General features: G+C 33.4%; 15 protein-coding genes. 10 read left to right on the top strand and 5 right to left on the bottom strand.

Annotation, left to right across the window (positions count from 1 at the left end):
• Positions 1-13 precede the first annotated feature (13 nt).
• Both Q0876_RS03070 and Q0876_RS03065 read right to left on the bottom strand, forming a co-directional pair.
• On the bottom strand, positions 14-217 hold the full coding sequence (locus Q0876_RS03070) for a hypothetical protein (RefSeq protein ID WP_299223862.1): 204 nt from the start codon (positions 215-217) through the stop codon (positions 14-16).
• Between the two features lie 5 nt (positions 218-222).
• Positions 223-534, bottom strand: a complete 312-nt coding sequence (locus Q0876_RS03065) for a hypothetical protein (RefSeq protein WP_299223860.1) — start codon at positions 532-534, stop codon at positions 223-225.
• A 97-nt stretch (positions 535-631) separates the two neighbouring features.
• On the opposite strand from Q0876_RS03065, the gene Q0876_RS03060 reads away from it, so the two are divergent.
• The 6 genes from Q0876_RS03060 (at position 632) to Q0876_RS03035 (ending at position 4,211) form a co-directional block, all read left to right on the top strand.
• On the top strand, positions 632-1,810 hold the full coding sequence (locus Q0876_RS03060) for a type IV secretion system DNA-binding domain-containing protein (protein ID WP_299223859.1): 1,179 nt from the start codon (positions 632-634) through the stop codon (positions 1,808-1,810).
• A 118-nt stretch (positions 1,811-1,928) separates the two neighbouring features.
• Complete coding sequence (locus Q0876_RS03055) at positions 1,929-2,366, top strand: JAB domain-containing protein (RefSeq protein ID WP_299223857.1); 438 nt, start codon at positions 1,929-1,931, stop codon at positions 2,364-2,366.
• Positions 2,367-2,394: 28 nt separating this feature from the next.
• On the top strand, positions 2,395-3,198 hold the full coding sequence (locus Q0876_RS03050; protein ID WP_299223856.1) for a DNA adenine methylase: 804 nt from the start codon (positions 2,395-2,397) through the stop codon (positions 3,196-3,198).
• A 42-nt stretch (positions 3,199-3,240) separates the two neighbouring features.
• Complete coding sequence (locus Q0876_RS03045) at positions 3,241-3,411, top strand: hypothetical protein (RefSeq protein WP_299223855.1); 171 nt, start codon at positions 3,241-3,243, stop codon at positions 3,409-3,411.
• 36 nt (positions 3,412-3,447) lie between these two features.
• A complete protein-coding gene (locus Q0876_RS03040) occupies positions 3,448-3,780 on the top strand; it encodes a hypothetical protein (RefSeq protein ID WP_299223854.1) in 333 nt (110 codons plus the stop codon).
• Positions 3,777-4,211 carry a hypothetical protein gene (locus Q0876_RS03035; RefSeq protein WP_299223853.1) on the top strand — a complete coding sequence of 145 codons (435 nt, stop codon included), beginning with the start codon at positions 3,777-3,779 and terminating at the stop codon, positions 4,209-4,211. The genes Q0876_RS03040 and Q0876_RS03035 overlap by 4 nt, the downstream gene beginning before the upstream one ends.
• Positions 4,212-4,257: 46 nt before the next feature.
• Here the strand turns inward: Q0876_RS03035 and Q0876_RS03030 are convergent, their stop codons facing one another.
• Together Q0876_RS03030 and Q0876_RS03025 are read right to left on the bottom strand one after the other, a co-directional pair.
• Positions 4,258-4,461 (bottom strand): hypothetical protein, encoded by a 204-nt coding sequence (locus Q0876_RS03030; RefSeq protein WP_299223852.1) that lies wholly within the window; start codon positions 4,459-4,461, stop codon positions 4,258-4,260.
• A 515-nt stretch (positions 4,462-4,976) separates the two neighbouring features.
• Positions 4,977-6,722, bottom strand: a complete 1,746-nt coding sequence (locus tag Q0876_RS03025) for a recombinase family protein (protein ID WP_299223851.1) — start codon at positions 6,720-6,722, stop codon at positions 4,977-4,979.
• Positions 6,723-7,139: 417 nt separating this feature from the next.
• Between Q0876_RS03025 and Q0876_RS03020 the strand changes: the two genes are divergently transcribed.
• The 4 genes from Q0876_RS03020 (at position 7,140) to Q0876_RS03005 (ending at position 9,189) form a co-directional block, all read left to right on the top strand.
• Entirely contained in the window at positions 7,140-7,664 is a 525-nt protein-coding gene (locus tag Q0876_RS03020) for a hypothetical protein (protein WP_299223850.1), read from the top strand.
• Between the two features lie 140 nt (positions 7,665-7,804).
• Complete coding sequence (locus tag Q0876_RS03015) at positions 7,805-8,146, top strand: helix-turn-helix transcriptional regulator (protein ID WP_299223849.1); 342 nt, start codon at positions 7,805-7,807, stop codon at positions 8,144-8,146.
• A gap of 19 nt (positions 8,147-8,165) precedes the next feature.
• Positions 8,166-8,639: a hypothetical protein gene (locus Q0876_RS03010; RefSeq protein ID WP_299223848.1), complete on the top strand. Its 474-nt coding sequence runs from the start codon at positions 8,166-8,168 to the stop codon at positions 8,637-8,639.
• Between the two features lie 172 nt (positions 8,640-8,811).
• A complete protein-coding gene (locus Q0876_RS03005; RefSeq protein ID WP_299223847.1) occupies positions 8,812-9,189 on the top strand; it encodes a hypothetical protein in 378 nt (125 codons plus the stop codon).
• A 9-nt stretch (positions 9,190-9,198) separates the two neighbouring features.
• Here Q0876_RS03005 and Q0876_RS03000 read toward each other — a convergent pair whose 3' ends face one another.
• A complete protein-coding gene (locus tag Q0876_RS03000; protein WP_299223846.1) occupies positions 9,199-12,627 on the bottom strand; it encodes an NACHT domain-containing NTPase in 3,429 nt (1,142 codons plus the stop codon).
• Between the last annotated feature and the right edge of the window lie 30 nt (positions 12,628-12,657).

Here is a 12,657-nt window from a genome sequence, read left to right as displayed (position 1 = left end):
ACACTTGCTAGCTTTAAGACTCACAAGTAATAATCATCATAAATAAAGACATTAATGATATATAAAGCCCTATTTTCATACAACCAGAATTAAAATCATCATCACTCATTTGTTTTTTGCTCCTACCTGTTCTGCCTTTGATCTCCCTAATTCCTTGCCATAAAAAAACTGTAGCCAAAATTAAAACAAGAACTAATATTCCTTTTAGAGTTTCCATATTAATTAGATTCCAACACCATCATAAAAAGCTTCAATATTAAAGCCTTTCAAAGATCCCTTAATTATATTCTTAACTTGTATAGCTGTTGATCTATCGTTTGCTTTAATATCTACCATCCAAGACAGTTGCTCTGGTGTTTGTGTAAAATCTAGTTTCCAGTTATCATCATAAGCTTTATTAAGCTTCAAGATCAACTTAGATCTAAAAAACTCCTCCCAATCATAAATTCGGTTCTTAGTGGCATCGTCAAATACTTTATTCTTTCTAAAGTACTCAATGTCTATATCGGCTACTGAGGTTCTAATCTTTATCATACATTTCTTTTGGTGTAAATTTAACGAATAAAAGTACACGTTATATTTTACTGTTTTTGACCCTTTGATTTCATTTTAGGTACGAGAAAATAAATAAGTGATTTTAAAAAAAGATAATTCAATATGTTATTTTGCCGAGAGCAATTTCAGAGAAGAGAGACATACTTTTGGTATTAGGTTACACGATCGTCTTCATCATTTCTATATAATAGGAAGAACGGGAACAGGGAAGACCACGCTTCTTAAGACAAAAATTTCTCAAGATTTAAAAAAAGGATTTGGTATTTGTTTAATTGATATTCATGGGGATCTGGTGAATCAAATCATAAATTTAATTCCAGAATACAGATTAAAAGATATCGTTTATTTAAATGCAACTGATCCAAATTTAAAACTTGGTTATAATGCACTTCGAAAAGTATCATCAGAAAAACAACCATTAGTGGCTTCAAATATTCTTGAAGTCTTTGAGAGATTATGGGGTAACAAAAGCTGGGGAGTTAAGCTTTCTCATATTTTAAGGAATGTTATTCTTCTGCTCTTACAGCAAAGTTATGCTACTTTTTCTGATATTTTAAAAGTACTTCAAGATTCAAATTTCAGATCCCTATGCTTAAAACAAGTCACTAATGAGGAAGTGAGAAACTTTTTTGAAAAAGAATTTAAGCAGTACAGTAAGAATGATCTTGTGCCAATCTATAACAAGTTGGGAGGATTACTCAGCTACCCTTCAGTAAAACGAATCCTTGTAGAAAATACTAAACAAATATCCTTGAGAGATATTATGGACAACAATAAAATATTACTTGTAAACCTTTCAAAAGGTTATTTAGGGGCTGATGCTTCCTATATTTTAGGTTCACTACTTCTAACCTCAATATCTTCGGCTGCTTTTTCAAGAATTGATACTCCTGAGGAAAAACGTCCAATCTTTTTCTGTTATTTAGACGAGTTTCAAAACTATACAACAACCTCCCTTGTTGGAATGCTATCTGAACTTCGCAAATTTAAACTCGGACTGATTATGGCACATCAGTATATTTCACAATTGGACGCAAATATCAGAGATGCAGTTTTAGGGAATGTAGGAACAATTGTATGCTTTCGCTTAGGTCAGGCAGATGCTCGTTTTATGGAAAAGGAATTTCACCCTGTTTTCTCAGCTTCAGATTTTGTCAATTTATCTAACTATGATATCTATTTAAAACTTATGATTGATGGACGCCCTTCAGTTGCATTTTCAGCTTCAACCCTTATGCCTCATCATATTTGGTAATCCCTATATCAGTACAATTTCTGACTCTATCTGTAAAATTTTAAAGCTTTTAAGATACAGTTAAATCTGAACCTTAAATTAAAACTTTATGAAAACAATTTTACCAGCAACTCATATTATGGGTTGTCACGAAATAGAGATTTGTTACAAGCGACCGCTTTTTGATAGGATGATACTTATTAAAAGCTCTGAAGATGCAAATAAGATACTGCGAAAATTTGTTAACCTGAAACGCATTGATTTAAAGGAGTTCTATTGGGTTATGCTCTTGTCACAAAGTAATCGAGTCTTGGGAATATCAGAAATTGGTTCAGGCACGATAACTGGAGTAGCTACTAATTTAAAGGAAGTATATCAATTAGTCCTTATGACTAATAGCTCGGCTCTAATTGTCTGCCATAACCATCCATCAGGAAATTTAAAGCCAAGTCAGAGTGATAAGAAGGTGACTGAAAGATTACTAAAACTTGCCGATCTGATTGATGTGACATTACTAGATCATTTAATCATCACTTCAGAGAGCTACTTTTCATTTTCTGACAATCATTTGTTGTAATTATTAGTCTTAAACCAATCGTCAATTTATGCCCAAAACTCCCATAACCTACTATGGTGGAAAGATCAATATGATTTCTGCCATACTTCCATTAATTCCTGAGCATCGGATCTATACAGAAAGTTTTTTTGGAGGTGGAGCGATTTTCTTCTCAAAACCTCCATCTGAAGCAGAAGTCATTAATGACACTAATAATATGGTGGTTAACTTCTATGAGGTTGTTATCACTGACTTTGACAATCTTAAAACCAAAATTGAAGCGACATTATTTTCCCGAGCGACTTATTCCGTTGCCGTAGCTATTTATAGAATGCCTCATTTGTTTAATAAGCTTCAACAAGCTTGGGCATTTTATGTAGGAACAAATATGGGGTTCAGTTGTCAGATTGGAAGTTGGGGCTATGACAAATACTCTAAGCGTGTCAGTGCTTTTCGTAATAAGAAATTGCTCTTTGATAACAACGTCTTTGAACGTTTAGAAAATGTGCAAATAGAAAATGTTGATGCATGTAAGGTCATTAGAAGCCGTGACATGGAGGATGCCTTTCACTATGTCGATCCTCCATATATCGATTCTAATCAAGGTCATTATAATGGCTATACCAAAACAGACTACAAGAATTTATTGGATACGCTTTCTAATGTCAAAGGTAAATTCTTACTCAGTTCTTATCCCTCTAAACTCCTTACTAAATACACTAAGAAAAACGGATGGCACACTATCGTATTTGATAAACCACTATCTGCTCAAAAAGCAGTTTCAGGAAAGAAACGAAAACGAAAAATAGAAGTACTGACTGCAAACTACTCGCTAAGCGAACTTAAACAATAATACATATTAACCTTTGCGAATCGCACCTAAAACAATTTGAGTATGGAAAACAAAGAATCTATTGACCCTAAAGAAGTATGGGAAGTTTTATCCCAACTTGGTCACCACACACATTATCTAGCTACAAAACCAATCACTGATTGGGATGAGTATGATCGAAGTAACTATCGCTCACTCAGAATCAAAGCAGGAAAAGAAAAGTTCAATTTTTAAAATTTAAATATCATGAAAACAAACAAAGAACAATTAATGAAGTACTTCGCAACAGTTCTTCGTAACCGAGCGTTAGGAAAAGAAACAGATTCTCTGATGAAGAAAAACTTGGCGTTTTACTTTTCAAGGAAAGAACTTATCGAAATTCTGAAGAAGAAATTTGGTGGTACTATTCCCAAAGAGCATAATCTTGTGGAATTGGAAAACAAGGAACTTCTAGAACTCATAGGAGATGAACTATTTATCATTTCCTATGTCACTGAAAAATGGAGTAAGGAAATCTCAAGAGAGAAACCTAAAAGCGAAAAGGTTAATCCAAGCTCTAATAAAGCTAAGAAGTCAACATCAGATAATCAGAATAAGTCATGACAAGGGATAGTTATTTAGATTTTTTCAGCACAAAAGAGAAAGCTATTCATCATGCCCTCTGGCTCAACTTTAAATATCGCATTGCGAAAATTAAGTTTGGTGTCATTCATGGACCTGAAAATAATTGGGCGGTACTGGAAGAAGCAACATCACTTGAACTAGAAATGCCTTTTCTGAAAATATTACCGAAGGATTATTCCAAGATGGACTACGATATGATCCGTCATATCAAGATGGATAGTGATCCATTGCCACATTTGGAGAATATTCTTGGAATATTTTCAAGTATTGATGGTGAGCTATTGAGATTTATTTTACAGACTGAAATGCCCATTGATAGGATTATTAGACATGAACTAGCCTCACGTGGTTTTGATGAGAACCACAGGTGGTGCGGATTTGATAGGGCACAAGAGATTTGGCTCAAATGAATATAGAATAAACACTTCTTCTTTAGGAGTGTTTTCTTAAGGATTATCATGGCTCATTTTTATTTCCAAATTCTTTGTATTTCAGTAGTCCTAAGCGAATCCCTATCGCAATGGATAAAGGCCACCCAATTGGCTTTATAATCTTCTGGAAAAAGTCTCCAATGGTTTCTACCTTAGTATCAGGCATCATCCAAAAGAATGCCACCAGCACCAGAAAAAAAATCAATGCTATTAATATATTTTTATTCATAATTTATGTATTTAATTTTCTTATTCATTTATAAATAGTCTGTTTTTGTAAAAAGTTTAAATCAAGCTACAATTTTTTGTTCCTTATTAAAAGGACATCTTTTTTCCTACGCTTCAATCACTTCATTTTACTGACCTCAGTGAAAAACAGGTGTTATAGATGTAATCATATTATTACAAGATATAATAGCTATTCGGTTCTTACTGTGACGTGACTCATACCAAATCGATTCGAATATGCATCTTAATTTTCTATTACTTTGAGACATGAAATTGTTGCTCTTTTATTAAAGGGATTCATTACTGATTATGCGCCTTAGTTTTATAAACTTAAAATCAAAGGTATTTACTGTACAGATTATAAAATAGGACAGTAAAATATCAGCAACAAAAAAAGCCCCAACTCTTTCGAGCTGAAGCTTGCTTTGCTAAATTAAAGGTTAATTTTGACATCCACAAAAACATTAAATTTTTTGGAAGTAATGTTTATGACCTTCGATTACTATATCTGATTTGTCAGTTATTTATCCCTACTCGTGTTAAACATTTCATGAAATCCTGTATACTGGTTCTAACATCGTGCACCCGTGGGCACACGGACACATTGCATGTGTCAAAACTACCCAAATCGCCTTGTTTTTCAAGGGGATTTTTTGGTTCGAACGTGCCTTTTTCGGCTTCATACAATTGATGGCACTTTTCAATGGACAAAAGTGGTTTGGCCTTTGAAAATAAGAGCTTTCTGTTCATAAGTAGCTGGTTCGAACCTAACTTTAAAAGAAGTTGTCTTTTAGTAAAAACATCTCTCTCAGTAAGCACTTTTGAAGTATTAAGCGCAAAATTTAGATATTCTTTTGCGATAGTCATCCAGTCTGAGAAATTCTGCTCAAGGCTTATAATCTCAAATTTCAGATTTTGGAGCTCGCTGATAGTTTCTTTTTTAATCTCATTGTATTGCTCTTTACTTATATCTCCATCGGCTTTAAGTAAAGCAAGACCATTAAGTCTTTTCTCAAGTTCACCCACTTTCTTTTTTGTCTGTCCGATAAGAATTTTTTCTTCATGATTTTCCTTTTCAGAGATTTCTTTAAGCTCTTTTATTATAAAATCATAAAAATCTTTTGGAATCTGGACACTCTTTAGAGCCTTAGCATATTGTCTTGTCAGTTCTTTTTCAGTAATAGTTTTTTGGCTACAAGGCTGCCTTCGTTTGGTACATCTGTAATAAGTGATATCAATAAAATTGGGTGACTTCATTTCGCTAATAGACAAATCACATTTCGGACAGTCATTTCGATGAAGGCAAGAGAATTTGTTTCTGCACCCTGTACATCGTACTTGAAACTTTCTCTCAGCAGTGATACTACAACCGCACTCTCCACAGTTCATAAGTCCTTTGAAGGTATAGTTGTATGATTTACTTCGTGTTCCACGCTTATAGTTCCCAATAAAGACCTGTACCTTATTAAAATCTCTTTCATTTACCATTGGTTTGTGTCTTCCTTTATAACGTTTTAGGTTTCCTTTGGCGTCTCTAGCCTGAAAATAACCATAGTAAAACTCTGTTTTAAAGAGCTTATGATAAGTATGTACACAGTACGGACTTTTTTTGTGGTTAACTAGTCCAAGTTTATCACCCTTTTTTTTGATATCAGAGATTGAATAGCTACCAGTAAGCATAAGTTTCCAAAGTTTTAGAACAATTGGGAATCGCTCGGGATCAGTAGTTATTTCCTCTGGCATTACCTTTCCCTTACGATCCTTATTATGCAGGTACCCAATAGGGAGCGTTGGGAAGGGATTCCATCCACGTTCTGCTTTCTGTCGCATTCCACGCCTAACATCAACACTCAGGTCCTTAACGAACTGATTTGCCATTCCAAGTTCTACCTGCATCATTAGAACATTGTCCGACGGCCAGTAATCTCTACCAAAGCATTGGATGTGTTTGATGATATTGTTTTGCAACATCCAACTGATCTTTCCACCATCCACTGGGTTACGCGCCAAACGATTGAGTTTCCAGCAGATGATACCATCGGCCTCACCTTTTTCGATGCGTAAAAGCATCTCATTAAATGATTTTCTGCCAGGTGCCTTTGCCGATTTTGATTCGCTAAACACACCTACAATATTTAAATCAAGTTCCTCTGCAATCTTCTCGACTTCTTTCTTTTGATCCTCAATTGAAGCCATTTGTCGATCCTCAGATTCACTTGATTTACGAGCATAGATAAAATACTTTAGTGTATCTTTTTCCATAATGCTCTTATTTCCCAAAAAAGGACAAGGAAAAACGAATTAAGATGGTCATCAAAATCCTTCCTTGCCCTATTTTGGGCTTAATTCGTTTAAATAATAATGATGACCATATCAATTGTAACATATTATTATCGGCGTAATAGAAAAGCATAGTTTACAGATCAAATACGATACTAAAAAAACTGAGCAGGCGATATGCCTCCTCATCTGCCTGTGACTCGGAAATATCCTGACCAAAATGCTTTTTATAGAGTGCTCGAAACTCGGTATTTCGCTCTGGAGGTAGGTTTTCAGGAATCTCAATGGACATGAACTCACTATAATCAGAATTATTAATTGCAGATAGAGTCAGAAATTGTAAGGAAATACATTGTTTGACTCTTTATAATTCCGTCAGGGAAATGTAAAACTATATAAATGGATTACTATTCAAATACAACACAAGTTTCAAATGTTCTCTTTGACCATTTATTGAAAACCATCTCTTCTGTGAGCGAACTAAAAGTGCTATTGACCATTATCCGAAAGACTATAGGTGTGGCTGATCCTAATATGAAAGGGAAACGATTGGAAAGAGCATGGATATCCCAACGTTTGTTTACGATATGCTGCAATTTATCTGGTCGTGCGGTATCAACAGCAATTGATGGTCTAATAAAAAAAGAGCTGATCGAAGTCACAGACTCTTTTGGGAATGTACTACTGACCAAACGAGAAAGACAAGGAGCTCCGCGTCTGTATTTTGCAAGCCGTTTACGGCTTGTGGTAAATAAAAAGCAAATCAGTGAACCGATTTGCGATAATGCAGTGAACAAGCTTCACATAATTAAACTAAACACCATTAAAAAATCTTGTTACAATATTTCACAAGGTGCACAGCGTCTATCTGACAGAGAAAGGCTTAATCAACTACTTGGCTCCCAAAAAAACAGAAACACCTGAACATCCACACCTTATCCACTAATTGTGGTACCACCACTCGAAAAAAATTGTATATATACAATTTTCTGACCCTACCACCTCTTTGACAACATAGATTAATATGCAAAAAGGCAATGATAATCCCATTGCCTTTCTACATTATGAACAAAAAAACATTACTACCCTACAAGCAAAAGCGTATATCTCATCATTTGAAATTAAAAGACCTCGCATTCATTCTAGGAATAGACCCTGCTAATCTGTCCCGCTTTGAAGCAGGTAAAGCACCAAACTCCAAAGCCCTGCTAGGCTATCACACTCTATTTGATCTGTCAACTCAGCCCAATATTAAACTTGGACTGGACTTAGGCTATAAAGAACTTGCAGATAAGTGCTTTAAACTTCTTGAGAAATTAGAAGATGCACCAGACACCTTTAAAAACAGAAAGCGCAGTGAAGGTCTCGATTCTATTATTGCCAGGTTAACAAATCTAGAAGAGTAGCATGGAAAATACAAATACGGTGCTCGCACTTTATCCAACTAGGTACGGAGTTGCCTATGCTCTTTTTGGTAGCCCAAGTCAAATGATTGATTTTGGGATGGGGAATGTACAGCCCATCAATAACCGAAAGGTGATGAAAAGGATCAAGGCATACATCGATCACTTCAAGCCAAATGTGCTTATTACCAGAAACTTGGAAGACCTTAGAGGAAGAAAGAGCAAACGAACACAAGCACTGATAGATGCTATATGTAGTGAGGCTAAAGATCAAAATCTAGAAGTTCATAGCTACTCAAGAACACAAATAAGAGAGGTGTTTAATGAATTTGGAGCAGAATCCAAATATGAAATATCTCATAAGATTATTGAATGGTTTGAGGAACTCAAAGGTTATGAGTTTCCAGTAAGAAAGAAATGGATGGCTGAAAATTACAATGTGGGAATTTTTGACGCTGTCAGTCTGGCGATTGTTCATTGGTATTATGAAGATTAAATTACAAAAAAACACATTAACTTATTGATAATCAAATGCTTGTTATTGACATTTATATAGTATGATGTTATGATTTCACTTAAGTTAAACCTTAAACAAATTTATTATGGCTAAAGATTTAATACCGATTAATGAAATAGAAATCCATTACAAAAGACCTCGCTTTGAACAAATGCCTCATATTTCCTCTGCTGAAGTTGCAGTTAACTACATTCGGAATGTAATTAACAAAAACAGGATTGATTTCAAGAAATTTTCATGGGTAATGCTATTCAATGAATACTCTGACCTATTAGGTGTTATAGAGCTTAGTGCTATGGATTCAGATTGTCTAAAAGAAGTATATCAATCTGTTTTGATCTCAAACGCTACTCGTTTTACCCTATTGACTAATGCCCCTGGTGGCAGATTAGGACTTAATCAATTCGAACATGAAATGTTAGGTCAAATTGAATTGTTGGATTCTATTTTTGGATTCAAAATGATTGACTTCATTAGTTTCTCATCAGAAGGATATATCTCTTCTTGTGAAGAAAACTGGTCACTCTAAACCTTCCTATTAGGAAGGTTTTTTTACTTTAGATTCTTCTCTCGCTTCTTCTAGTCTTGTTATTTTCCAATCCAACCTAGTTAGGTGATCTTTATAAATATATCGGATGCTTTTGGAAACATTCTTTAGTTTGATTTCCTTGTAAAGAGAGTGAGTTTTTTCGTCACCAAGATGAAGAGCATCTATAAATAAAAAAACATCTTCAATAAACTCTTCACTTGATGAGAAGTATTCCAGCCTTCCAATGTTATCCTCATAAGAGTCCTTAATTAAATCAAAGTATTTATAATGGTTTTGGTAATCAATATTAAATAAGGCAAAATAAGCATCAGAGCTATAAGAATAATAATCCGATGAGTGAAGCAGGGATTCCAGAAATCTTACCGCTTTTTTTACCTTAAAATCTCCTAAAAAGTTAAGCCCGTGTGAATAATATGTCGTTCCGCTGTTCTTTATAAGATTAAACACTGTATCTAATAAATATTCAGGAATATCTAATAGCCAATGTCTTAAATAAAAAATGACACCCTTTTTTATGTCTTCTGACCTCTGCGACGACTTTAGTACAGAATCCAATTTTTCAAAAACTATTGGTGTAAGATGTGGTTTTCTCCCTCTGAATGGTGTTATTAAATATGTTAAAGCTCCTATTGCTCTATCCGCTACTTTATCATACTTGTCGTCTATCAAATCCATGAATAAAGAAAAATCTTTTTCTCTTAAATTCCATATTAAAAAATCGAGATACCGTTTTCTTGAAGTAATGTTTATTGATGTATTTTGAATTATTTCAATGAATTCATCTAAGACTTTATCTCTAAATTTTGGGTCTAAGTACTTTATGAAATCAGATAATTTGATTAGATGTTTTTCTCTATTGATTAAAAGTATCCCAGTGATAAAGTATTCTATCATGACTGCTCCAGAGTTATCAGAAACATCGACTAATTCGCTTCGACCATTTAATTTATTATGGTAGTAATTAATCATTCTACATATTTGCATCAACGTGGGCTGAGGATGAAGATGAAAGAAATAATCTAGAAGTTGCGAATTGAATTTTTTAAAGTTGTCAGACACAAACTGATAATTGGTATATTCTCCTTTCTTAAGTTTAAATGGATGGTCACCGTTTATCATGTCTACGTAGAGCAGTTGGACGATGTCAGACACGTCAAATTGAACTTTTGTTTTATCGCCATCTGGATGAAACAACCTGTAAGTAAATATTGATTTGGCATAACTATTAGACATTTTAGATATTAATGGCATAATCTGTTTAAATCTAAGATTTAGATTATTCCCCAATAGTAAGAGACATATATATTTAATATAATGACCCTCGTTATAATATGAACGAGTTATTAAACTATTATTCATTCTATCGATAAACTCTTCGGATAACCAATTTTCGGGAATTTTATCCCGAACAATATTTTTTCTTATCAAATCATAGATAAAAATCGAATCTAATAGTCCTCTGCTAGTCTTTTTTTCTTTTTCTATTCGATTGTTATTCAAAACAACATTGGAGAGAAAATTAAAAACCTTTAGAGTTGAATTAAAGCTTCCTATTGATGGTGAATTGTTTTGCTCTAATAAACCGATATATATTTCTAATTGTTCAAAAAAATCAAATGTGAAAACAAAACGGTCATGATATTTAATCTCAATGTTGGTATCAATCATTTTTTTTGCATTAACTAATCCAAAAAAATAATCTTTTACAGAATCCCATGTCTCATTTTCACCATACCTAATAGCTTTGCCTAACCCAAATAAATATTTAGGGTTAGTGTATGAGTGATCCAATTGTTTTCTCTTAAGTGCTATCCACTCTTTTTGACTTTGAATGGTTTCTGCGAGGTGTAGGGCAGCGAAAAACAGACGAATTTCTTTCTTTTCAAACCCAACAAGTTCATCAGATGTGGTAAGGATATCATGATCAACAAAAGTTGATATTAATTCCGAAGTAGATACTTTTTCATAGCTCAGCTTATTTTCGGTTATATAGTCCGTCAAGGCGTCATGAAGGTCTGGATAGGCAATATCTTCTAAGTTGTTCTTAACAAAGGTCATGAAATAAGCAAGGTAAGACACTAAATGAATTTCAACATGTTTTCTAGTGCTACTGACATTAGAATTATCTTTTCTCTTAGGTTCATAATTCTTTAGGTACTGATCAATTAGAATAGTTTTATAAAACTCTCCTTTATTTTTTAATATTTTACTTATTAAAATCGTATCAAGTTTGTTTTTGGCTTTTATGTAACCCATCAGAAGAGTTAAATGAAGTGGGTTTTGCAATTGCTCAATTCCTATTTCAATGAGTTGATTGAAATAAATTTCACCTTTTTCTTTGAACACATTTCTTAATATCTGCTTAATATCATTTTTGTTAAGAATATTTAAATGGAAGCTTTCCATTTTCATAAACTTTTCATAATTAGGCTTGGTGCGGCCACTCATAATGACTGTTACATTGTCTTTGGAAGCAAAATCCTGTATTTGGACCAATAACACTTTGTCATCACCAGTAAATTCATCATATCCATCAATACAAAGAACGGTTTGTACTTTTGAAGCTAGAATTTCATCCATTTCAATATGATCGGTTATTTTCTTATCAATCATATTTTGGATTGAGCCGACATAGGATCTTAATTCTATGTATATTGGAAATACAGGAAATGTCAGTTTGAATGTTGTATTCTTACAAAGAGAATAAGTAATCCATTTTAAAAACGTCGTTTTTCCTGATCCAGCAGGAGAATGAATAAAAACATGCTTTCTTCGTCTTAATAGATAAGATATTGGAATTTCTTCTCTTAATTTTTCTCTTATTTTTTTAAGAGCATTTCTAACTTGAGTGATTTTTTCTGGATTATCTATATAACTCTGTTCAAGTTCTAATAGTTTCTTTTCTTCTGTTTTTAATTCTTTTGAGTAATGTTTAAGTTCTTTTGGAATGATATATTCAATAGGCATCTCAAAATCAATGATTCCTAATCGAACAGTATTATATTTTTTAACAAGACTAATCTTGTATTGACCAATTGCTCGTTTGGTCTTATTGGAAACGTCTTTATAATCTTGAAATGGAATCGAGGCTTGAACCTCACGTATTTCATTAGCTTTTATTATATAATCTCTTAGATAATTTAATTTTTCTGTTTCAAAATTGTTTTCTGGTGAGTGAAGTAGTTTTATTAACCAACTTTTACTAAATGGATTATCTAATTCTAAAAGAAGCTTTATATCATCGATAAGCGTGGAATAGAATTTATGCCCTGGATACCCAGAAATTTTGTTCGTAACAATCGTTTTTATTTCTTCACTATTGTTGTGTCTTGAAATCAATGCACTTTTTACTCCATTTATAAGCTGTTGTCTCTGTTCGGAATTAAGTTCTTCTATACCCTCTTTTTTTGTTCCCATAGTAGTCTAAATCTACAAAAAATATCTCCA

This window comes from uncultured Psychroserpens sp. (assembly GCF_947503375.1).
Classification (GTDB): domain Bacteria; phylum Bacteroidota; class Bacteroidia; order Flavobacteriales; family Flavobacteriaceae; genus Psychroserpens.
Note: the sequence above shows the minus strand (reverse complement) of the source record. Positions and strands in the feature narration are given on the sequence as shown.

What these genes read in the sequence shown, in the direction of transcription:
- Q0876_RS03070 (WP_299223862.1), bottom strand. Translation starts at nt 217, where the DNA reads ATGGAAACTCTAAAAGGAATATTAGTTCTTGTTTTAATTTTGGCTACA.
- Q0876_RS03065 (WP_299223860.1), bottom strand. Translation starts at nt 534, where the DNA reads ATGATAAAGATTAGAACCTCAGTAGCCGATATAGACATTGAGTACTTT.
- Q0876_RS03055 (WP_299223857.1), top strand. Translation starts at nt 1,929, where the DNA reads ATGGGTTGTCACGAAATAGAGATTTGTTACAAGCGACCGCTTTTTGAT.
- Q0876_RS03050 (WP_299223856.1), top strand. Translation starts at nt 2,395, where the DNA reads ATGCCCAAAACTCCCATAACCTACTATGGTGGAAAGATCAATATGATT.
- Q0876_RS03045 (WP_299223855.1), top strand. Translation starts at nt 3,241, where the DNA reads ATGGAAAACAAAGAATCTATTGACCCTAAAGAAGTATGGGAAGTTTTA.
- Q0876_RS03040 (WP_299223854.1), top strand. Translation starts at nt 3,448, where the DNA reads ATGAAGTACTTCGCAACAGTTCTTCGTAACCGAGCGTTAGGAAAAGAA.
- Q0876_RS03035 (WP_299223853.1), top strand. Translation starts at nt 3,777, where the DNA reads ATGACAAGGGATAGTTATTTAGATTTTTTCAGCACAAAAGAGAAAGCT.
- Q0876_RS03030 (WP_299223852.1), bottom strand. Translation starts at nt 4,461, where the DNA reads ATGAATAAAAATATATTAATAGCATTGATTTTTTTTCTGGTGCTGGTG.
- Q0876_RS03025 (WP_299223851.1), bottom strand. Translation starts at nt 6,722, where the DNA reads ATGGAAAAAGATACACTAAAGTATTTTATCTATGCTCGTAAATCAAGT.
- Q0876_RS03020 (WP_299223850.1), top strand. Translation starts at nt 7,140, where the DNA reads ATGGATTACTATTCAAATACAACACAAGTTTCAAATGTTCTCTTTGAC.
- Q0876_RS03015 (WP_299223849.1), top strand. Translation starts at nt 7,805, where the DNA reads ATGAACAAAAAAACATTACTACCCTACAAGCAAAAGCGTATATCTCAT.
- Q0876_RS03005 (WP_299223847.1), top strand. Translation starts at nt 8,812, where the DNA reads ATGCCTCATATTTCCTCTGCTGAAGTTGCAGTTAACTACATTCGGAAT.
- Q0876_RS03000 (WP_299223846.1), bottom strand. Translation starts at nt 12,627, where the DNA reads ATGGGAACAAAAAAAGAGGGTATAGAAGAACTTAATTCCGAACAGAGA.